Annotated in this window: 16 protein-coding genes; 6 read left to right on the top strand and 10 right to left on the bottom strand. The window is 71.5% G+C overall.

Annotation, left to right across the window (positions count from 1 at the left end; translation table 11 throughout):
* Window positions 1-115 precede the first annotated feature (115 nt).
* On the bottom strand, window positions 116-991 hold the full coding sequence (gene bla / locus JF597_RS07165) for a class A beta-lactamase (RefSeq protein WP_293990740.1): 876 nt from the start codon (window positions 989-991) through the stop codon (window positions 116-118).
* A gap of 220 nt (window positions 992-1,211) precedes the next feature.
* Here bla and JF597_RS07160 point away from each other — a divergent pair, with 220 nt between their 5' ends.
* The gene (locus JF597_RS07160) at window positions 1,212-2,021 is read left to right on the top strand and encodes a hypothetical protein (RefSeq protein WP_293990738.1); all 810 of its coding nucleotides are present in this window, start codon (window positions 1,212-1,214) and stop codon (window positions 2,019-2,021) included.
* Between the two features lie 189 nt (window positions 2,022-2,210).
* Window positions 2,211-5,585: a pyruvate carboxylase gene (locus tag JF597_RS07155; protein WP_293990736.1), complete on the top strand. Its 3,375-nt coding sequence runs from the start codon at window positions 2,211-2,213 to the stop codon at window positions 5,583-5,585.
* A 54-nt stretch (window positions 5,586-5,639) separates the two neighbouring features.
* Here the strand turns inward: JF597_RS07155 and JF597_RS07150 are convergent, their stop codons facing one another.
* The 6 genes from JF597_RS07150 to JF597_RS07125 all read right to left on the bottom strand — a co-directional run bounded on the left by JF597_RS07150 (window position 5,640) and on the right by JF597_RS07125 (window position 11,148).
* Window positions 5,640-6,614, bottom strand: coding sequence for a hypothetical protein (locus tag JF597_RS07150; RefSeq protein WP_293990734.1), 975 nt, complete (start codon window positions 6,612-6,614; stop codon window positions 5,640-5,642).
* A gap of 154 nt (window positions 6,615-6,768) precedes the next feature.
* Window positions 6,769-7,224 carry a hypothetical protein gene (locus JF597_RS07145; protein WP_293990732.1) on the bottom strand — a complete coding sequence of 152 codons (456 nt, stop codon included), beginning with the start codon at window positions 7,222-7,224 and terminating at the stop codon, window positions 6,769-6,771.
* 328 nt (window positions 7,225-7,552) lie between these two features.
* On the bottom strand, window positions 7,553-8,065 hold the full coding sequence (locus tag JF597_RS07140) for a helix-turn-helix domain-containing protein (protein ID WP_293990730.1): 513 nt from the start codon (window positions 8,063-8,065) through the stop codon (window positions 7,553-7,555).
* 102 nt (window positions 8,066-8,167) lie between these two features.
* Window positions 8,168-8,944, bottom strand: coding sequence for a polysaccharide lyase family 7 protein (locus JF597_RS07135; protein ID WP_293990728.1), 777 nt, complete (start codon window positions 8,942-8,944; stop codon window positions 8,168-8,170).
* Window positions 8,945-9,075: 131 nt separating this feature from the next.
* Window positions 9,076-10,290, bottom strand: coding sequence for a carbohydrate-binding protein (locus JF597_RS07130; RefSeq protein WP_293990726.1), 1,215 nt, complete (start codon window positions 10,288-10,290; stop codon window positions 9,076-9,078).
* Between the two features lie 114 nt (window positions 10,291-10,404).
* Window positions 10,405-11,148: a DUF2071 domain-containing protein gene (locus JF597_RS07125; protein ID WP_293990724.1), complete on the bottom strand. Its 744-nt coding sequence runs from the start codon at window positions 11,146-11,148 to the stop codon at window positions 10,405-10,407.
* 376 nt (window positions 11,149-11,524) lie between these two features.
* Here JF597_RS07125 and JF597_RS07120 point away from each other — a divergent pair, with 376 nt between their 5' ends.
* From JF597_RS07120 to JF597_RS07110, 3 genes are all read left to right on the top strand, one after another.
* A complete protein-coding gene (locus JF597_RS07120) occupies window positions 11,525-12,628 on the top strand; it encodes a GNAT family N-acetyltransferase (protein WP_293990722.1) in 1,104 nt (367 codons plus the stop codon).
* Window positions 12,629-12,766: 138 nt separating this feature from the next.
* Window positions 12,767-13,594: a PP2C family protein-serine/threonine phosphatase gene (locus JF597_RS07115; protein WP_293990720.1), complete on the top strand. Its 828-nt coding sequence runs from the start codon at window positions 12,767-12,769 to the stop codon at window positions 13,592-13,594.
* A 130-nt stretch (window positions 13,595-13,724) separates the two neighbouring features.
* A complete protein-coding gene (locus tag JF597_RS07110; RefSeq protein WP_293990718.1) occupies window positions 13,725-14,735 on the top strand; it encodes an MASE1 domain-containing protein in 1,011 nt (336 codons plus the stop codon).
* A gap of 61 nt (window positions 14,736-14,796) precedes the next feature.
* On the opposite strand, the gene JF597_RS07105 is transcribed toward JF597_RS07110, so the two are convergent.
* A complete protein-coding gene (locus JF597_RS07105) occupies window positions 14,797-15,288 on the bottom strand; it encodes a peptidylprolyl isomerase (RefSeq protein WP_293990716.1) in 492 nt (163 codons plus the stop codon).
* Between the two features lie 170 nt (window positions 15,289-15,458).
* Window positions 15,459-16,379: an SGNH/GDSL hydrolase family protein gene (locus JF597_RS07100; RefSeq protein WP_293990714.1), complete on the bottom strand. Its 921-nt coding sequence runs from the start codon at window positions 16,377-16,379 to the stop codon at window positions 15,459-15,461.
* A gap of 547 nt (window positions 16,380-16,926) precedes the next feature.
* Between JF597_RS07100 and JF597_RS07095 the strand changes: the two genes are divergently transcribed.
* Window positions 16,927-19,062: a discoidin domain-containing protein gene (locus tag JF597_RS07095; RefSeq protein WP_293990712.1), complete on the top strand. Its 2,136-nt coding sequence runs from the start codon at window positions 16,927-16,929 to the stop codon at window positions 19,060-19,062.
* Between the two features lie 19 nt (window positions 19,063-19,081).
* Here the strand turns inward: JF597_RS07095 and JF597_RS07090 are convergent, their stop codons facing one another.
* Complete coding sequence (locus tag JF597_RS07090) at window positions 19,082-20,203, bottom strand: acyltransferase (RefSeq protein ID WP_293990710.1); 1,122 nt, start codon at window positions 20,201-20,203, stop codon at window positions 19,082-19,084.
* Between the last annotated feature and the right edge of the window lie 128 nt (window positions 20,204-20,331).

Genomic DNA, 20,331 nt, shown 5'->3' with positions numbered 1-20,331 from the left:
GCTGAACTGGGCGTCACTATACGAGAGTTCGTGATCGAAACAGAACGGTTCCGGTCTCATCGCGGAAAACCCGCTGCCGGGAAGGTGACTTGCTGTGTTCCGGCTGTGAACGATCTTATGCGCCGCCCCGCCCGAAGGCGTCCGCCACGATCGCTGCGGCCTTCCTGACCAGCGCGGAGTCGGCCTCGGCGGCGGCGTCGGCGTGGGTGGAGAGGACGGCCACGACGAGCGGCGCGCGGCCCGGCGGCCAGGCGATCGCGACATCGTTGGCGGTGCCGTAGCCGCCCGTTCCGGTTTTGTCGCCGACCGTCCAGTCGCCGGGCAGCCCGGCGCGGATCCGTTCGCCGCCCGTGGTGTTGGCGAGCAGCCGGCCGGTGAGCCGCCGCCGGTCGCCACCGTTCAGGGCGTGACCGACCGTCAGCTTCGCGTAGGTCGTGGCGATGGCCAGGGGAGTGGTGGTGTCGGTGACCCGCCCCGGCTCCGCCGAGTTCAGCTCCGGCTCCCACCGGTCCAGGCGCGTCACCCCGTCCCCGAGCGAACGGCACAGCCTCGTCACCGCCACCGGCCCGCCCAGTTGCTCCAGCAACAGGTTGGCCGCCGTGTTGTCGCTGGACGAGATCGACGCTCCGCACAACTCCGCGACGGTCATTCCCGCGGCGAGATTCTCCGGTTTTCCGGTGACCGGGGCGCCGCCCGCCCGCTCCACATCGCTCTCGTCGTAGTGCACCACCTCGCCGAGCACGTCCTCACCGAGGTCGCGCAGGACAGCGGCGACCGCGAGCGGCTTGTGCACCGAGCGCATCGGGAAGAGTTCGCCGGACCGGTACCCGAGCCGCGCCCCCGAGGCGGTGTCCCGGGCGAACACCCCCAGCCGGGCCCCGCGTTCGCGCTCCAGGGCACGCAGTCTCCCGGTCGCTCCCGGGGTCGGCGGGGTGGTCACCGCCGCCCCCAGGGCCGAGGCTGGCACCGTGCGACGCGACGGGTTGCGCATGACCGCTCCTTCACCGGGACGACGCTCAGGGGGACGCGATTGCGGCCGTGCGGGTTCAGCCGTGGACGGGTGATAAATCCGACGTCGATATCCGACCGGTCGTAGCTCCCGCATCGTCGCAAATGATCCAAACGTCTATACGATGACGCGTGGAACGGCCCGGGCACGGAGAGCCTCTTGGAGTGCGCAGGCCGACGACGGGGACGGTGTCGAGGGGGCGATGCCTTTCATGAAAGGCGACTGGAGCCGGATGGCCGCGCGGGCGGGCCGGTTCACGAGCCGCACACTGCGCGGCGAATGGCACTCCATCGTGGTGGATCCGGTACGGCAGTTGGTACGGCGCGGACTGTCCGGGCTCGTGCTGGCGTTCGTGGCCGCGTTCGGCGTCATCTTCTTCCACGGCATCGCCCAGCACCCGTTCGGCCGCAGGGTCGTGTGGCACCTCGGCGGCGTCACCGCCGACCTGCCCCTGTGGCTCTCCCTGCTGCGCACCCCGGTGTCGCTCTACGTCCCGGCACTCGACCTGCCGGTCTGGGCCGGCATCACCCAGCTCTTCCTCGCCTTCGCGCTCGCCGAACTCACCCTCGGCCGCGGCCGCACCCTCGCCGTCGCCTACGTCACCACCCTGGCCGGCACCATGACCGCCCGGGTGATGGTCGCGCTGGGCCCCGGCTGGTGGGGTTTCGGCCTGCCGCCCGAGGTCGGCCGGATCCTCGACACGGGCCCGTCCGCCGCCGTGGTGGGCCTCTTCACCTACCTCGCGGTGGTCCGCCGCGCGCCCGTCGTCTTCCTGCTGACCGGCGGCTCGATGGTGTGGGAGTCCGTCGCCGTACCGAACCTCGCCGGCCGCGAGCACCTCGTCGCCGTGGCCGCCGCGATCGTCCTCGGGGTGCTGCACGGCCGTCGGCTGCCGCTCCCCGCCCGCCTCGTGGAACGCCTCGACGGCACACCGCCGCCACCCCGGTCCGACCCGCCGATACGCCAACCGGGCCCACCACGCCACCCCGTACCGTCCTTCCGGCTGCCCTGAGACCCCAACTCTCCCGACTTCCCCGGAACCCCGTATGTCACGCAGCCGACCCGCCGAACTGCTCAACGCCGTCAATGTGATGGTTTTCGCACTTCAGCCGGTCCGGTCAACCCCTAATGTTGCGCGGGCTACGGCAGGGCGCGGCTGACACCATGGTGTTCGTCGCCGGCAGGCTGAAGGGATCCAGGGATGTTCCGCAAGGTGCTGGTCGCCAACCGTGGAGAGATCGCCATCCGCGCATTCCGCGCGGGCTACGAATTGGGTGCGCGCACGGTCGCCGTCTTCCCCTACGAGGACCGCAACTCGCTGCACCGGCTGAAGGCCGACGAGGCCTACGAGATCGGGGAGCCGGGGCATCCGGTGCGGGCCTATCTGTCCGTCGAGGAGATCGTGGCCGCCGCGCGCCGGGCGGGAGCCGACGCCGTCTACCCGGGCTACGGGTTCCTCTCCGAGAACCCCGAACTCGCCCGCGCCTGTGAGGAGGCGGGCATCACCTTCGTCGGGCCCAACGCCCAGACGCTGGAGCTGACCGGCAACAAGGCGCGCGCGGTCGCCGCCGCCCGGGCCGCCGGGGTGCCGGTGCTCGGCTCGTCCCAGCCCTCCAACGACATCGACGAACTGGTCCGCGCCGCCGACGAGATCGGCTTCCCGGTGTTCGTGAAGGCCGTCGCCGGCGGCGGCGGCCGCGGCATGCGCCGGGTCGAGGACCCCGCCGCGCTGCGCGAGTCCATCGAGCAGGCCTCCCGGGAGGCGGCCTCCGCCTTCGGCGACCCGACCGTCTTCCTGGAGAAGGCCGTCGTCGACCCCCGCCACATCGAGGTGCAGATCCTCGCCGACGGCGAGGGCAACGTCATCCACCTCTTCGAGCGCGACTGCTCGCTCCAGCGCCGCCACCAGAAGGTCATCGAGCTGGCCCCCGCGCCCAACCTCGACCCCGCACTGCGCGACCGCATCTGCGCCGACGCCGTCCGGTTCGCCCGCGAGATCGGCTACCGCAACGCCGGCACCGTCGAGTTCCTGCTCGACCGGGACGGCAACCACGTCTTCATCGAGATGAACCCCCGCATCCAGGTCGAGCACACGGTCACCGAGGAGGTGACCGACGTCGACCTGGTCCAGGCCCAGATGCGCATCGCCTCCGGCGAGACCCTCGCCGACCTCGGGCTCTCCCAGGAGACGGTGAAGTTGCACGGCGCCGCCCTGCAGTGCCGCATCACCACCGAGGACCCGGCCAACGGGTTCCGGCCCGACACCGGCCGCATCAGCGCCTACCGCTCCCCGGGGGGCTCCGGCATCCGGCTCGACGGCGGAACCACCCACGCGGGTACGGAGATCAGCGCGCACTTCGACTCCATGCTGGTGAAGCTCACCTGCCGGGGCCGGGACTTCAAGGCCGCCATCGGGCGCGCCCGGCGTGCCGTCGCCGAGTTCCGCATCCGCGGTGTGGCCACCAACATCCCGTTCCTCCAGGCCGTCCTGGACGACCCGGACTTCCAGGCGGGCCGGATCACCACCTCGTTCATCGAGCAGCGCCCGCACCTGCTGACCGCCCGCTCCTCGGCCGACCGCGGTACCAAGCTGCTCACCTACCTGGCCGACGTCACCGTCAACAAGCCGCACGGCGAGCGCCCCCACCTGGTCGAGTCGACCACCAAGCTGCCCCCGCTGCCGGCCGGGGAGCCGCCGGCCGGATCCCGGCAGCGGCTGGTCGAGGCCGGCCCGGAGGGCTTCGCCCGCTGGCTGCGCGAGTCGCCCACCATCGGCATCACCGACACCACCTTCCGCGACGCCCACCAGTCCCTGCTCGCCACCCGCGTGCGCACCAAGGACCTCCTCGCCGTCGCCCCGGTCGTCGCCCGCACCCTGCCCGAACTGCTCTCCCTGGAGTGCTGGGGCGGCGCCACCTACGACGTCGCGCTCCGCTTCCTCGCCGAGGACCCCTGGGAGCGGCTGGCAGCCCTGCGCGAGGCGGTCCCCAACATCTGCCTCCAGATGCTGCTGCGCGGCCGCAACACCGTCGGCTACACCCCGTACCCGACCGAGGTCACCGACGTCTTCGTCCAGGAGGCCGCCGCCACCGGCATCGACATCTTCCGCATCTTCGACGCCCTCAACGACGTCGGCCAGATGCGCCCCGCAATCCAGGCCGTACGCGAGACGGGCACCGCGGTCGCCGAGGTCGCCCTCTGCTACACCGCCGACCTGTCCGACCCCGACGAGCGCCTCTACACCCTCGACTACTACCTGCGGCTCGCCGAGCAGATCGTCGAGGCGGGCGCGCACATCCTCGCCGTCAAGGACATGGCAGGCCTGCTGCGCGCCCCGGCCGCCGCCAAGCTGGTCTCGGCGCTGCGCAGCGAGTTCGACCTCCCGGTCCACCTGCACACCCACGACACCGCGGGCGGCCAGCTGGCCACCTACCTCGCCGCGATCCAGGCGGGCGCGGACGCGGTGGACGGCGCGGTGGCCTCCATGGCCGGTACGACCTCGCAGCCCTCCCTGTCGGCGATCGTCGCCGCGACCGACTACTCGGAGCGTCCCACCGGGCTCGACCTCAGGGCGGTCGAGGACCTGGAGCCGTACTGGGAGAGCGTCCGCAGGGTCTACGCCCCCTTCGAGGCGGGCCTCGCCTCCCCGACCGGCCGCGTCTACCACCACGAGATCCCCGGCGGCCAGCTCTCCAACCTGCGCACCCAGGCCGTGGCCCTCGGCCTCGGTGACCGTTTCGAGGACATCGAGGCGATGTACGAGGCCGCCGACCGCATCCTCGGCCGGCTGGTCAAGGTCACCCCGTCCTCCAAGGTGGTCGGCGACCTCGCCCTGCACCTGGTCGGCGCCGGGGTGCAGCCGGAGGACTTCGAGGCGACCCCCGACAGGTTCGACATCCCGGACTCGGTGATCGGCTTCCTCCGCGGTGAGCTGGGCACCCCGCCCGGCGGCTGGCCCGAGCCGTTCCGCACCAAGGCCCTCCAGGGCCGCGCCGCCGCCAAGCCGGCCCCCGAGCTGACCGCCGAGGACCGCGAGGGCCTGGCCAAGGAGCCGCGCACGACCCTGAACCGGCTGCTGTTCCCGGCCCCGACCCGCGAGTTCGAGACCCACCGGCAGACCTACGGCGACACCAGCGTCCTCGACAGCAAGGACTTCTTCTACGGCCTGCGCCCGGGCAAGGAGTACGCGGTCGACCTGGAACCCGGCGTCCGGCTGCTCATCGAGCTCCAGGCCGTCGGCGAGGCCGACGAACGCGGCATGCGCACGGTGATGTCGAGCCTGAACGGACAGCTGCGGCCGATCCAGATCCGCGACCGGGCGGCGGCCTCCGACATCCCCGTCACCGAGAAGGCCGACCGTGCCAACCCCGGCCATGTCGCGGCCCCGTTCGCGGGCGTGGTCACCCTCGCGGTGGAGGAGGGCGCGGAGGTCGAGGCGGGCGCCACGGTGGCCACCATCGAGGCCATGAAGATGGAGGCCACCATCACCGCCCCGAAGGCCGGCCGGATCTCCCGGCTCGCCATCAACCGCATCCAGCAGGTGGAGGGCGGCGACCTGCTGGTCGAGATCGCCTGAGGCCGGACGGCCCCGGGGAGCGGGGGAGGGCCGGGTCCGCCCGGCCCTGCCCGGCTACGAGCGGGAGAAGTGCGCGCCGAGCAGGGCCTTCACCAGGTTCGGGTCGCGCTGGGTGTAGTAGGCGGCGCTCGCCACGAACACGTCACGCCCGCGTACCGCCAGCGAGGTCGGGTTCGACAGCCCCTCCTGCACCGTCAGCACGCTGCCGTGGCTGCCGTCCGGGGCGACCAGCGCGACCTCGTTGGACGGGCTCAGGGCGGCGAGCACGAGGTCCGAGTGCCCGGGGAAGACGAAGTCGTCGACCCCGGCGAGGCCGGTCGCCCTCGTCCCGGCCGGCCCGGCCGAGCCGTCCGCGCGGACCGGGATGCGCAGCAGGGTGCCCCGGTCGGTGTTGGTGACCCACACCGCGTCCTTGTGCACCTTGATCCCGTTGGCGCCGAAGCCGGTGGCCGACGGGAGCCCGGAGAGTTCGGTGCCCGTGGCCCAGGCCGTGGGCGTGCCGCCCGACTGCGGGATGCGCCACACCGTTCCCAGCGCCGAGTCGGCGGCGTAGAGCATGCCGTGCTTCTCGTCGAGGGCCAGACCGTTGGGCAGGCCGTCGGCGGGCAGCTGGGCGATCTGCTCGGGCGTGCCGCCGCCCGGCGGGATGCGCCAGACGCCGGTCCTGTCGGTGCCGGTGGCGTAGTTGACGTACAGCGTGCCGTCGTGCGCACGGGCCAGGCCGTGCGTGACCGCGGTGCTCACCAGGGGCGTCCGGGGGTGCTTCTCGGCGGGCAGCGTGGCGAGGACCCGGACCCGGCGCTCCCGGGTGACCTTGACGACCTGCCGGGCGAACGCGAAGGACATGTCGACCGAGCCGCCCTGCTCGGCGACGACGCTCTCGGGCGTCTGTCCCTGGGCCAGGTCGAAATGGGCGACGGTGTGCGGGCGGGAGAGGACCGGCTCGTCGCTCGCGGCCGGGACCGCCGCGAGCAGGCCGATCGCGACCGCGGCCGGGGCGACGCCGGCCCGGCGGGGGAATCGGGGCATGTGACCTCTTTCGACGGGAGCACAAGGCTCCGGCGTACCGGTCACACCAACATGACGCTTCCGCGTCCCCGGGCCGCGGCAGCCGGGGCCGGTACGTCGCCCGCCCGGCGCACGGCGTGGCCCCGCATGCCGCGCAGCCGGGTGACGGCCCCGCTCAGTTCCACATGGGGTAGTTCATGACCTGCATGTATCCCTCCGGCCTGGCACCGGAGTAGGTCAGGTTCATCCGCGTGAAGTGCTGCAGGTTCGGGTGCTTCGTCCAGGCCGTGGGGCGGTCGAGCCGTACGGTCACCGGGTACTTGTGGAACCTGCCGGCCGCGCAGTACGGCTTGCAGTCGTTCACCAGGTTCACCCCCTGGGCGACCGCCGTGCTGTCGTTCCACTGGGTCCAGTGCATGCCGGTCAGGATGCTGTTGCCGTCGCCGCAGGCCAGTATGAAGTCGGTCGGCCGGTACCGCTGGTGCCAGAGGCAGTCGACGAGTACCGGGTGCTGGGCCGACGCCCGCGACGGGGACGGTGTCGGCGGAGTCGCGGAGGCCGTCGTCATGCCTGCCGTGAGCAGCAGGGCCGCCCCGAGTCCGATCGCCGTTCCCACCACTGGTCCGCGCATGGTCACTCCCGCCCGTTCCGTCGTACGTGTTCCCTTCGACGCTACGGCCGTCCCGCGAGATGTACCACTTGCGGCGTCATCACCCCCCAGAAGGGTGAAGTTCCCGGCCGGTGTTCCGGTGTTCCGGTGTTCCGGTGCGCGGCTACGCGTACAGCGCGACGGCTCCGCCCCACAGCGCGCCCGGGTTCAGGCGTTCGGGGAAGCGTTCCAGCATGGCGTGGAAGAACCCGAGCGCGTCTTCGTGCCTGCCGAGGAGTTCGTCGGTGGTGTCGAGGTAGAGCCGGGTCTCGGCGATCGCGCGGGCGGCGTCGCAGGCACGGTGCGTTCCTTAACTGGCAGGGTCGTCGCCGCGGGCGCGGTCGGACGACCGGCCGGCGGCCGCGAGGGCGGCGTAGTAGGCCGGGCCTCGGATGAGCGAGACGGTGTCCTGGTCGACCGGCTCACCGTGACCGTCACGGAACTCGAGGTGAACCGGCCGCTCCCCGTCGGTCGCGTAGCGGACGCCCTGTCCTGTCTCCTGCGGGCGGTGTCGGTCCCCCCACGCGCCGAGGGCCGCCAGCACCGGCAGCACGTCGCGGCCGGCCTCCGTGAGGAGGTATTCCTCCCGGCTGCGCTCCCCTTCCTCCTGATACGTCACACGCTCCATGAGCCCCGCGCACACGAGGTCGTTCAGGCGCCGGCCGAGGGTCGCGCTCGGGATGCCGATCCGCTGGAACTCCGCGAAACGGGTGCGCCCCAGGAAGGCCTCGCGAAGCAGCAGAAGGTTCCACTTCTGGCCCAGCACGGTCAGCGTGCGCGCGATGGAGCAGTTCTGATTCGCCGGCAGTGACATGGCGTCCATGGCTGCCACCACTACACACTGGCTCTGAAAAATGAACACAGGTGCTGGCATCAAATTGTGAATCCGGGTGGAGGTTCTGGCGGCTGTGCTTGCCGGGCGGACTCAGCCGTGCTTGACGGTCAGGCCGTAGAACGCGACCCGGGCGCCGTCGGTCGTGCTGTCGGAGGACGACTGGTTGTACGAGCCCGCCTTGAAGTACTGCTTGTACTGGTGGAAGGAGGACGGTATGGCGTAGTGGGTCGTGGTGCCGTTGACGGTCAGGTCGACGGTGTTCCCGCCGGAGACCGCGATGGTGTACGTCCAGGTCTTGCCGATCGGCACGTGGCCCACGCTGTGCGGGGTCTGGCCGCCGTCCGGGGAGTTCTCGGTGCCGAGGACGATGTCGCCGTCGGAGTGGTAGTACAGCTCCAGCAGCGGCTTGGTGGAGGAGCCGCCGGTGCCGAGGTGGATCTGGCCCACGCACACGTTCTTGGTCACCGAGACCACCCGCAGGGTCGCGCTCATCCTGTGGCTGCCGCTCAGCGGCCAGTCGGCGGCACTGCCGTCCCGGTTCATCTCGCGCAGTTCGGAGCGGGCGTAGCTGGAGTTCGGGGTGGTGACGCCCTTCTCGGGCGCCCAGAAGGTCATGGCCCCGTCGCGGGTGTCGGTGTAGAAGTACGCGTCCTGGTAGCCGTTCGCGCCCTGCAGCCGGGACGAGGGGATGGTGGTCGGCGAGCCGGGGGAGCCGACCGGTTCCTGGAGCTGCCATACGGACAGGTCGAAGTTGCCGCCGGGCGCGACGTCCGGGTTGGCCGCGTCCGCGCTGCCGCCGGACAGGACGGTGAGGGCGAGGGCGAGGCCCGCGGCGGCGGGCGCCGCGAGCAGCCGGGAAGGGTTCACGTGGGGGGTCCTTTCGTCAGAGGGCTGCCCCCGGAGCCCACCCGCCGATGTTCATATGGGTGAACTCCTGACGCATCCGTAACCGCCGATGACCCGTGAAGCTAAAGGTCCGGACCAGCCCCGTCAAGGGTTCAGCAGGCGCCCTCGTCCTGCCAGGGGCCCCACTCCGAGGCGCCGGGCACCTCGTTCTGGGTCCACCACTTGGCCTTCCAGTTGTGGCTGTTGTACGAGACCTCGTTCCCGGCCGTGTAGACGGCGGTCGCGCTCCAGGCGGTCTTGCACGAGGTGGGCGTGGGTGTCGGGGTCGGCGTGGGGGTGGGTGTGGTGGTCGGCGGGGTGACTCCGGCGAACTTCACCGAGTACTTGGCGAAGTCCCAGGCCCCCTGCGCCACGCTGGAGCAGGTCCCGGACGTGGTGCCGTTGTTGTCGACCGGGGTGCACTGGCGGTCGCGGTTCAGGGACCAGAACGTGAAGCGGTCCATGTTGTGGCTCGTCGCGTAGTCGAGCACGGTCTGGAAGTCGGCCTGGGTGAAGTACTCGCCGGTGTCGCTGCGCCCGTTCATCCCGGAGAAGCCCTCATGGGCGTAGGCGGTCGCCTGGTCCCAGCCGAAGGTGGACTGCAGGATCGAGTTGAAGTTGGTGAGCGCGCTGGTCTGCGAGGCGGCCCCGCTGAAGCCGCCGTCGAACGGCATGATGGAGAAGTTGTTGGGCGTGAACCCCTGCGACTTCGCCTCCAGCAGCATCTGCTTGCCGAACCAGCCGGTGCCGTCCGCCGTGCCGGCCGTCGTCACCGACACGTACAGGCCGGGGTTGTTCTGCTGGAGGATCTTCGCGGCGCCGATCTCGTTCTTGATCGCCGCGGTGTTCTCGTACTCCGGCTCCTCCAGGTCGAAGTCGATGGCGTGCAGCCCGTACTTGGTGACGACCTGCTGGTAGGCCGCCGCGGTGGAGGCCGCGTCCGCGCAGGTCTGGCCCAGCTTGGTGCCGCCGTAACCGCCGATGGAGACGGAGACGTCGCCGCCCTTGGCCCGGATCGTGTTGATCACCGACTGGACGGCGGTGTCCGAGGAGACCGCCGCCGTGCCGCCCCAGGTGGGCGAGCAGCCGCCGCCGTTCGGGGCCAGGACGAACGCCAGCTGAAAGGCCTTGAGGCCGGTGGCGTCCATGATGGCGGCCGCGTCCGGCGGGTTGTTGTCCAGCGGCATCAGATAGGGGGCGGCCGCGTACCACCGGTTGCTCAGCGCGTTGGTCGCGCCCGAGGCGTTGCTCGCGACGAGCGCGGTGGTGCCGGCGGCGGCGAGGGTGACGGCGGCGGCCGCGCCCAGACATGCGCGAAGGGGTCTCACTGGTGCCTCCAGGGGGCGGGGAGGTGGGGTGGTCCCAGCTTCCGGAGCTGTCGCGGGCACGTCAATGAATTGGACTGGACCAAAGCTCTCTTTGGACTAGACCATACGATTTCTTTACCCGGCCGGACGGAGCAGTTCCAGCGTCCCGAACCGCACCTTCACACCGGGTGACCAGAGCACGTTGACCGGCGGCCCGGCCATCGCGGGCAGGCCCGCCGCCGCCACCAGCTCGTCGTCCAGACCGAGGAGTTCCGCCCGGTGCAGCGGCCAGGGCGCATGCTCGTTCGGCAGGTGTGCGGTACGGCCGTGCCAGGTCACGTGCAGCCCCCAGCGGGCGGTCAGGAAGTGCTCCAGCGGCGAGGGCTCGGCGATCGGCGCCCCGATCCGCACGACCGCCCGGCTCGCGGCCGCCGGGCGCCGCCGCCGGCAGGTGTAGGTGATCACATCGCCTTCGCGGCGCAGCCGCATCGCGGACCAGGCGTACGGCAGCCGGAACCCCATCCGGCCCACCAGTACCGGGAGCAGCCGGGTCGCGTCGAGCGACCTGAACACCACCCCGCGCCGGCCGTGCCCGTCCACCGAGTACAGCCGTACGTTCGTCTCGCAGAAGGTGCCCAGGTACGGCAGCCCCGGCCCCGGCCCGAAGCCGGTGCCCCGCATCAGGAACGGGACGAGCCCGACGTAGGTGACCCCGTCCAGGGTGTCCGGCCGGGTGCCGGCGGGCAGCAGTTCCGCCACCTTCTCCGGCTCCACCGGCCAGTGCAGGAAGGTCAGCTGGTGCCACCCCTGCACCATCGTCGGCCGGCGCACGGGCCGCGGGGTGGAGGGGGTGGTGGGCTCGGTCGCCACGGTCTCCATGGCATCGGTGATAGCACGCCAGTGCGATCCGGCGGGAGCCTTCCGGGGCGCCGCTCGGGCATGCCCGGCGGAAAGGGCCGGGAAAGTCCGAGTCTCCCCGCCCCCGACCCGCCCCGGCAGTGGCACCCTTGACAGCGTGCGTACTGTTTCGCGACGTTTGAGCGACACCTCCGGACCGGCGATCCCGTCGCCGGTCGCGTAACGAGGGTGTACAGCGGGGAACAGGGGCTGTTCGTAGAAACGGCAGAACGCGGAACACGCGTTATGGGGGGAGCGGTCGCCATGCGATCCAGAGGCCAGTACAGAGGTCCTTCCGGGAGCCGGCCCGGAAGCCGTGCGTCGGACACCTCGTCAGCCGAAGGGCGGTTGATCTGAGGTGGACATCACGATCCACAGACCCGGCGAGCTGACCGAGCCGCTCCGCCGGGCCTGGCACCACGCGATGGACGAGTCGCCGGAGTACGCCAACCCCTTTCTGGCCCCGGAGTTCACGATCGGCGTCGGCAGACACCGGGCCGGTGTACGGGTGGCGGTCCTGCGCGAGGGCGGGGAGCCCGTCGGCTTCCTCCCGTACGAGCGCAATGCCCTCGGTGTCGGCCGGGCCGTCGGCCTCGGCCTCTCCGACTGCCAGGCGCTGGTGCACCGGCCCGGAGTCACCTGGGAGGCCCAGGAGCTGCTGAGCGCCTGCGGGATGTCCATCTTCGAGTTCGACCACCTGGTCGCCGAGCAGAGACCGTTCGCGCCCCATGTGACCGGCACCTTCGCCTCGCCGGTGATCGACGTGAAGCCCGGCGACGGCGGATACCCCGAGTGGCTGCGCGCCACCTACCCGGGCCTGGCGAAGACCACGCTGAAGAAGGAACGGCGCCTCGGCCGCGACATCGGCGACCTGCGCTTCGAGCCCGACGAGCGCGACCCGGCGGCCCTGCGCACGCTGATGCGCTGGAAGTCCGCCCAGTACCGGCGGACCGGCCGCATGGACCGGTTCGCCCGCCCGTGGATCGTCGACCTCGTGGACCACCTCTTCCACGTCCGCGAGGAACACTTCACCGGCGTGCTGTCCGTGCTCTACGCCGGTGACCGACCGGTGGCCGCGCACTTCGGACCGCGCTCGGCCACCGTACTCGCCGCCTGGTTCACCGCCTACGACCCCGAACTGCACTACTACTCGCCGGGGTTGATGATGCATCTGCGGACCGCCGAAGCCGCTGCGCGCGGCGGTGTCACCCTGGTCGACCTCGGACGCGGCGACAAGGAGTACAAGGACTGGCTCAAGACCCGCGAACTGCGGGTGGGCGAGGGCTTCGCCACCCGCACCCACCTGGTGGCCGCGGCGCACCGCATGTGGCGCCGGCCGGTCCGCGGGCTGCGCAACACCGTCCTCGCCCATCCCCGGCTGCGCCACCCGGCGGACCGGCTGCTCAGGAGGGTCGGCACGCTGCGCGCGTCCCGCCGCCCGGACGGCCTGCGCGAGGAGTGAACCGGCCGGTTCGGCGACGGCCGGCGGCATCCGGCCGTCGCCGCCGCGGCCGCCCGCCCGCCGTTCGCACTATGATCCTGTAAAGGTCGGAACGAGGGGTTTGCCCTGCTAGGGATGCAGCCTCGGCCGGAGTGATCCATGCCCCCCAAGCGTTCAACGGACGACGACGAGCTGCTGGCCAGACTGAGGTCGCTCACCGCCCAGGCACGCGAGCGGGCCGAGTACCAGCGTTCCCAGGTGGAGCTGGCCGTCGCCCTCCAGCGCGGCATGCTGCCCCGGGACCTGCCCGACACCCCCCGCTTCCATCTGGCCGTCCGGTACGCACCCGCCTGCTACGGGCTCAACGTGGGCGGCGACTGGTACGACGCGTTCACGCTGCCGGACGGCCACATCGGCCTGACCGTGGGCGACGTCCAGGGGCACAACATCGAGGCGGCCGCCTTCATGGGCCAGGTCCGGGCGGCCCTGCGGGCGCTGGCCTCGGTGACCGGCGAGCCGGGCGAGCTGCTCGCCCGCACCAACGACCTCCTGGTGTCCCTGGGCAGCGACCTCTTCGCGACCTGCACCTTCATGCGGCTCGACCCGGAGAGCGGGGTGCTGGAGAGCGCCCGGGCCGGCCACGTCCCGTTCGTGTGGGCCACCGCCGACGGGAAGTCCGGGCTGGGGGAGGACGAGGGCGGACCGCCGCTGGGCATCGAGCCGGGCGTCGAGTACCCCGTGGCCCGTTACCGGCTCACCACCGGCGGCATGGTCGTGCTGCTCACGGACGGGGTGGTGGAGGGGCCGTCGATGCCCATCGAGGAGGGCCTCGACCAGGTGGTACGGCTCGCCGGTGTCGCCGCCGTCGCCGGCCTCGAGGCGCAGTCCCTGGCCGCCGCCGTGATCAAGGGCGCGGAACGGGTGGGCCACGAGGACGACGCGGCCGTGCTGGTCATGCGCCACGACGCCCCGGACACCACGCCGTAGCCGCCGTAGCCGCCGTAGCCGCCGTAGCCGCCGTAGCCGCCGTAGCCGCAGGCGCCGGCCGGCGGCTCCGCGGGCTCGGGCGCGGGCGCGGGCCGCTCCCGCCTCGCCGGGGCGGCGCCGTCGGTGTGTGATGGCTGGTGTGGTGGGTAACCAGGAGCTGCACCGGACGGCCTTCCTCGCCCTCCGGACGCTGGCCGTCGCCACCTGCTACTTCGCGGCGGGACGGCTCGGCCTGCTGTGCCGGCTCACCGTCCAGGGCGCCGTCTTCACCCCCGTCTATCCGTCGACCGGCGTGGCGCTGGCCTGTCTGCTGGTCTTCGGCCTGGGCTGCTGGCCGGGCGTCTCGCTCGGCGCCCTCTTCCTCGTGCTGTCGATCGGCCCGCCCGGGCCCGACCTGGTGGGCATCCTCGTGGGCAGCACGGCCGCCCCGGTCTGCGCCTTCCTGCTGCTGCGCCGGGCCGGCTTCCGCACCGACCTGGGCCGGCTGCGCGACGGCCTCGCCCTGGTGTTCCTCGGCGCGCTCGCCGCCATGCTGGTCAGCTCCACCGTCGACGTGGTCGCGCTGATCCTCGCAGGCAAGCTCGAGGCGACCCACTTCTGGCCCATCTGGCTGGCGTGGTGGGTGGGCGACGCCATGGGCGTCCTGCTCGTCACCCCGGTCCTGCTGGTGCTGTTCGAAGCCCGCCGGCCCCTGTCCACGGCCCGCTGGAAGGAGGTCCTGGCCCTCGCGGTCGTCGCGGTCGTCCTGGTCACGCTCGCCACGCACAGCTCCTTGAGCGCGCTGTTCCTCGCCTACCCCGTGCTGATCTGGGCCGCCCTGCGGTTCCGGCTGGCGGGGAGCACGCTGTGCGCCCTGTTCACGTCGGTCATGGCCGCGGTCGCCGCCACGGACGGCGTCGGCGCCTTCGCCCGGCTCTCCCCCGTGCAGGTGATGGTGAAGCTCCAGCTGTTCAACGGCTCGCTGGCGCTGACCGCACTGCTGCTGTCGGCCGTCATCACCGAGCAGCACAACACCCGGCGCTCCGTCGCGGAGGCCTGCAAGGAACTGGCCGAGGCCCTGGAGCACCTCACCGCGCACGAATCCGCGACCGGGCGCGCCCCGCCGCGGGCGGAACCACGGCGCGAGCGCGGCGGGCGGTGACTGACGCCAGGGGGGACCGGGCGAGCCGCCCGGTCCCCTGTGGCAGAACGTTTGTCCGGGATCAGACGGTGCCGCTCGCCGTGATCTCGACCTTGGCCTTGGGGGTGCCGCTCTGGGTGCCGTAGCTCTCGATCCGGTCGACGATGTCCTGGCCCTCGACGACCTCGCCGAAGACCACGTGCTTGCCGTCCAGCCAGGACGTCACGACGGTGGTGACGAAGAACTGCGAGCCGTTGGTGTTCCTGCCCGCGTTGGCCATGCTGAGCAGGTACGGACGGTCGTGCTTGAGGTTGAAGTTCTCGTCCTTGAACTTCTCGCCGTAGATGCTCTTGCCGCCGGTGCCGTCACCCCGGGTGAAGTCACCGCCCTGGAGCATGAACTGGGGGATGATCCGGTGGAAGCCGGAACCGGCGTATCCGAAGCCGTGCTGTCCCGTGGCGAGCTCACGGAAGTTGCGGGCCGTGTCGGGCACCACGTCGTCGAACAGGTTGAACACGATCCGGCCGGCCGGCTCGTTGTTGATCGAGATGTCGAAATAAACGTTGTCGCTCATGCAGGTCAACCTATCGCGAACCGTCCTCCGCTCCCTCCCGTGGGGCCGCACAGCCGGGGTGTCGGGGAGCGGAGGCCGCTCGGGGGCCGGCCGGGGTGCCGAGGAACTTCCGGCCGACGGCCAGTCACCGAGCCCGCTCGCGGAGTTGAGCTGCCCCTGGGCGTGCACTCTCAGTAGCGCCGCTCCAGCCGGTCGAGCACCGCCTGGGCCATGGCCGCCTCGCCCTTGGCGTTGGGGTGGGCGGGGGCGGCCGGGGAGGTCGGCTGGAGGGGCTCGATCCAGCGGTCGGCGGGGGCCTTGCACATGTCGTGGCCGACGGTCGGGCCGTAGGTGTCCACGTAGTGGGCGCCGTTCCAGGCGGCGACCAGGCGCAGCATGAGGTTGAGCCGCTTGCCGGTGTCCCGGAGGTAGGGGAAGTCCTTGGCCGCGAAGGGCACCGTCGGGTAGCAGCCGCTGCCGTCGTCGGGCAGCAGGTCGGGGTAGCCGACGACCAGGATCCGGGCGTGCGGGGCACGGGCGCGGACCGCCCGCAGCACCTTGTCGACCTTGGGCGCGGTCTGCGCGACGGCGACCGTCAGCTGGTCGGTGCCGGAGGCGTTGTAGTACTGCTGGCAGGGATTGCCCGTCAGGTCCTTGGAGCTGAGGGCCGCGCAGGTGCCGATGATCGAGCTGAACCCGATGTCGTTGCCGCCGATCTGGACGGTCACCAGGTCCGTGCTCCGCTGCACGGCGTCGAGCTGGGGGCCGTTGGTGCCCTGCGCCTTCCACATCTCGGCGGTCGTCGCGCCGGCGCAGCTCACGTCCTTGAACGCGCTCACGTGCCGGGCCGCCGCCACCAGCGAGGGGTAGTTGTGGTCGGAGCGGGCGCAGCCCGCGTCGACCTGCGTCGGGATGGCCGGGCCCGAGGTGTAGGAGTCGCCGAGCGCCACGTAGCTGGTGCCGCGGTCGTGGCCGGGGCCGTGGCCGCCGCCGTGCGCCGCGGCCGGTGTCGTGGACGCGGCCACCAGGGCGCAGCCGCCCAGTGCCGCCGCCACGGTGGCCTTCCGCCGGTGCCGTCTCGCCGAACCGTCGGACGGGATGCCGTACGCCATGCAGATCCCCCCTGGAACCAGGACGCGCACGGAACCGGTCCCGACGGGCGGCCCGCACGCGTGTGTCGGGGGTCTGTATACCGCCCGGTAGGAGTCCGTAGCCAGAGGTCGGACGCAAGGAACTGGATCGAGTAACCGGCCGCGCCCGTAAGGGAATCCGGTCCGGGCGACGGCGCGGTGGCCCCTCCTGACGTCGAAGCTGTAAACCGATCGGTTTACGCTAGGCCGGATCCAGGGGAAACCGATCGGTTCCCGATCTCTGTGCACGTCTGGAGCGTGAGTGCCGTGACCGCGATCAAGGACTCCGTCGTCCTCGCCACCGGCGGCAGCCGGGGCGTCGGGAAAGGCGCGTACGCCCAGCGCGGGCTGTGACGGGGGGCGTCACTCCCGCGGCGGTCCCCGTGACCTGCCGCGGGACCGCGGCGGCCGAAAAACCCGCTCCCTAAGGCTTGTCGCCCAGTTGCCTCACCACTTAAATCAAAACCTGAACTAAGCCGTGGGGTGCGGTCCTTGTCCGCACCGCCCCGTCCACCTCAGGGAGCCGCTGATGAGACGACTGAGATCCTTGGGCGTAGTGCTCGCCGCCATGGCCGCGCTGCTCGCCCTGCCCGCCGCCCACGCGCCGGCGGCCCAGGCCGCCGACGCCCCGCTGTCGCAGGGGAAGACGGCCACCGCCTCCTCCGAGGAGAACGCCGGGACCACCGCCGCGAACGCGGTCGACGGCAACACCGGCACCCGCTGGTCGTCCGCGTTCACCGACGACCAGTGGCTCCAGGTCGACCTCGGCGCCACCGCCCAGGTCAGCCAGGTGGTCCTCACCTGGGAGACCGCCTACGGCAAGGACTACAAGGTCCAGATCTCCTCCGACGGCAGCAACTGGACCGACCTGCAGTCCGTGACCGGCGGCGACGGCGGCACCGACACGCTCTCCGTCTCCGGGCAGGGCCGCTACGTCCGGATGCTCGGCGTGCACCGCGCCACCCAGTGGGGCTACTCGCTCTGGGAGTTCCAGGTCTACGGCACCACCACCGGCACGCCCCCGGTCCAGGGCGGCGGCGACCTCGGCCCCAACGTGATCGTCGTCGACCCGTCCACGCCGAACCTCCAGGCGAAGTTCGACTCAGTCTTTGCCCAGCAGGAGTCGGCCCAGTTCGGCACCGGCCGCTACCAGTTCCTGCTCAAGCCGGGCACCTACAACGGCATCAACGCGCAGATCGGTTTCTACACCTCGATCTCCGGGCTCGGCCTCAACCCCGACGACACCCAGATCAACGGTGACGTCACCGTCGACGCCGGCTGGTTCAACGGCAACGCCACCCAGAACTTCTGGCGTTCGGCGGAGAACCTCGCCATCACGCCGTCCAACGGCACCGACCGGTGGGCCGTGGCTCAGGCGGCCCCCTTCCGCCGTATCCACGTCAAGGGCGGCCTCAACCTCGCGCCGAACGGCTACGGCTGGGCCTCCGGCGGCTACATCGCCGACTCGAAGATCGACGGCACGGTCGGCCCGTACTCCCAGCAGCAGTGGTACACCCGCGACAGCTCGGTCGGCGGCTGGACCAACGGCGTCTGGAACATGACCTTCTCCGGAGTCCAGGGCGCACCCGCGACCGACTTCGCCACCGGCTCCTACACCACGCTGGACAACACCCCGGTCTCGCGTGAGAAGCCCTTCCTGTACGTGGACGGCAGCACCTACAAGGTCTTCGTCCCCGCCAAGCGCACCAACGCCCGGGGCGTCTCCTGGCCGGCCAACGCGGGCACCTCCATCCCGCTCGACCAGTTCTACGTCGTCAAGCCCGGCGCCACCGCCGCCACCATCAACCAGGCCCTCGCCCAGGGCCTCAACCTCCTCTTCACGCCCGGCATCTACCACCTCGACCAGACCATCGACGTCACCCGCGCCAACACCGTGGTCCTCGGTCTCGGCCTCGCCACCCTGGTCCCGGACAACGGCGTCGACGCCATGCACGTCGCCGACGTCGACGGCGTCAAGCTCGCCGGGTTCCTCATCGACGCGGGCACCGTAAACTCCGACACCCTGCTGCGGATCGGCGACCCCGGCTCGACCGCCGACCACTCCGCCAACCCCACCACCATGCAGGACGTGTTCGTCCGCATCGGCGGCGCCGGACCCGGCCTCGCCACCAACTCGGTCGTGGTCAACAGCAACAACGTGATCATCGACCACACCTGGCTCTGGCGCGCCGACCACGGCAGCGGAGTCGGCTGGACCACCAACCGAGCCGACTACGGCCTCAGGGTCAACGGCAACGACGTCCTCGCCACCGGCCTGTTCGTAGAGCACTTCAACAAGTACGACGTCTACTGGAACGGCGAACGCGGCCGCACGATCTTCTTCCAGAACGAGAAGGCGTACGACGCGCCGAACGCCGCCGCCATCACCCACGACGGCGTCGTCGGCTACGCGGCCTACAAGGTCGCCGACACCGTGACCACCCACGAGGCCTGGGGCCTGGGAAGCTACTGCAACTACACGGCCGATCCGACGATCGTCCAGTCCAACGGCTTCCAGGTGCCGACCGGTGCGGGGATCAGGATGCACGACCTGCTGGTGATCTCCCTGGGCGGCATGGGCCAGTACGGCCACGTCGTCAACACCACCGGATCGCCGACTTCGGGCACCAGCACGACCCCGTCCAAGGTGGTCCAGTTCCCGTAGCCGGCCGGGCCGGAACCGGCTAGGCCGCCCGCCGCCGGGCCGGACGCCGTAGCAGCAGCCGTCGTGCGGGCCGTTCCACGCCTTCGTAGAGGAGCCAGGACAGGCCCAGCGCCACGGTGAACGCGACGGCGGTGACGACGGTGCCGGTGAGCAGGTGGAAACGCGGGCGGGTGCCGAGCAGATGGGTGCCCGCCCGCAGCACCAGCAGATGGACCATGTAGAACGCGAACGACAGTTCGCCGAGGCGGACCAGCCGGCGGCGCCGCCACAGCGAGGGCAGGCCGTGCAGGTCCGCCACGGCCGCCGCCGGGATGAGCAGCGCGAAGCCCGTGATGGTGCAGGCGGTGGCCGCGTAATCGGCAGTGACCTGCGGGACCAGGAAGTAGCCGATGATCGTCAGCGCCAGCGACGCCTCCAGGCCGGGGCCGCGCCACCGGCCGAGCAGCACCAGCCGTGCGGTGGCCGCGCCCAGCACGAACTCGGGCAGCCGGGCGGCCGGGAAGGAGCTGATCGGCTGCGCCCACCAGTGGTGCGCGTCCGTCCAGGCCAGGGCCAGCACGGTCAGCAGGGCCAGCGCGGCCAGCGCGGTGGCGCCCCGCCCGCCCAGGCGGCGCAGCAGCAGCGCCAGCAGCGGGAACGCGGCGTAGAAGAAGGCCTCGCACGCGAGCGACCAGCTGACCGGGTCCAGGGTCTGCCACCACGGCCGCCACCAGGAGTGCACCAGGAACACGTCGGCCAGGCCCTGCAGCGGGGTCGGCCGCGGTTGGCGGGGCAGCGTGCACACCATGACCAGCGCGACGGCGACGGTGACCAGGTGCACCGGGTAGATCCGGGCGACCCGCCGCCACCAGAAGCGTGTCGCCCGGTCGCCCGGCCGCGCGGACCACATCAGGACGAACCCGGAGAGGACGAAGAAGAACGACACCCCCGAGGCGCCGGCCTCGAACCCCCAGGCCATGATGCGGCCGCCGGTGCCGCCGAAATAGCGGAAGTTGTGCACGTGCAGCCCGAAGACCAGCAGCGCGGCCATCCATCTCAGTCCGGTCAGGGAGGGCAGCGAAGGGGCGGCGGCGGACGGCAGGGTGCGGGCGGGGGGTGCGGCGGCCGTAGCGGTCGGAGGGGCCTGGGTCGCCGTCGTCATCGAGTCACCTGCCGGAGGGTTCGCGCGTGGAGCATGAAACGGAGCGTTGCCCGTTCCACGTCTTTCATTCCGGCCTCGTACGAAACATCACACCAACGCCGAGGCGCAGCCTCGGCCATCCGGGCCGT

The organism is Streptomyces sp., from assembly GCF_019510245.1.
In the GTDB taxonomy this organism is placed as follows: Bacteria; Actinomycetota; Actinomycetes; order Streptomycetales; family Streptomycetaceae; genus Streptomyces.
The sequence above is the reverse complement of the archived record's forward strand: the minus strand, read 5'-3'. Positions and strand labels throughout refer to the sequence as shown.

Coding starts and splice junctions, on each gene's coding strand:
- bla (WP_293990740.1), bottom strand. CDS start 991: ATGCGCAACCCGTCGCGTCGCACGGTGCCAGCCTCGGCCCTGGGGGCG.
- JF597_RS07100 (WP_293990714.1), bottom strand. CDS start 16,379: ATGGCGTACGGCATCCCGTCCGACGGTTCGGCGAGACGGCACCGGCGG.
- JF597_RS07110 (WP_293990718.1), top strand. CDS start 13,725: ATGGCTGGTGTGGTGGGTAACCAGGAGCTGCACCGGACGGCCTTCCTC.
- JF597_RS07150 (WP_293990734.1), bottom strand. CDS start 6,614: ATGCCCCGATTCCCCCGCCGGGCCGGCGTCGCCCCGGCCGCGGTCGCG.
- JF597_RS07095 (WP_293990712.1), top strand. CDS start 16,927: ATGAGACGACTGAGATCCTTGGGCGTAGTGCTCGCCGCCATGGCCGCG.
- JF597_RS07140 (WP_293990730.1), bottom strand. CDS start 8,065: ATGGACGCCATGTCACTGCCGGCGAATCAGAACTGCTCCATCGCGCGC.
- JF597_RS07105 (WP_293990716.1), bottom strand. CDS start 15,288: ATGAGCGACAACGTTTATTTCGACATCTCGATCAACAACGAGCCGGCC.
- JF597_RS07160 (WP_293990738.1), top strand. CDS start 1,212: ATGCCTTTCATGAAAGGCGACTGGAGCCGGATGGCCGCGCGGGCGGGC.
- JF597_RS07115 (WP_293990720.1), top strand. CDS start 12,767: ATGCCCCCCAAGCGTTCAACGGACGACGACGAGCTGCTGGCCAGACTG.
- JF597_RS07090 (WP_293990710.1), bottom strand. CDS start 20,203: ATGACGACGGCGACCCAGGCCCCTCCGACCGCTACGGCCGCCGCACCC.
- JF597_RS07125 (WP_293990724.1), bottom strand. CDS start 11,148: ATGGAGACCGTGGCGACCGAGCCCACCACCCCCTCCACCCCGCGGCCC.
- JF597_RS07145 (WP_293990732.1), bottom strand. CDS start 7,224: ATGCGCGGACCAGTGGTGGGAACGGCGATCGGACTCGGGGCGGCCCTG.
- JF597_RS07155 (WP_293990736.1), top strand. CDS start 2,211: ATGTTCCGCAAGGTGCTGGTCGCCAACCGTGGAGAGATCGCCATCCGC.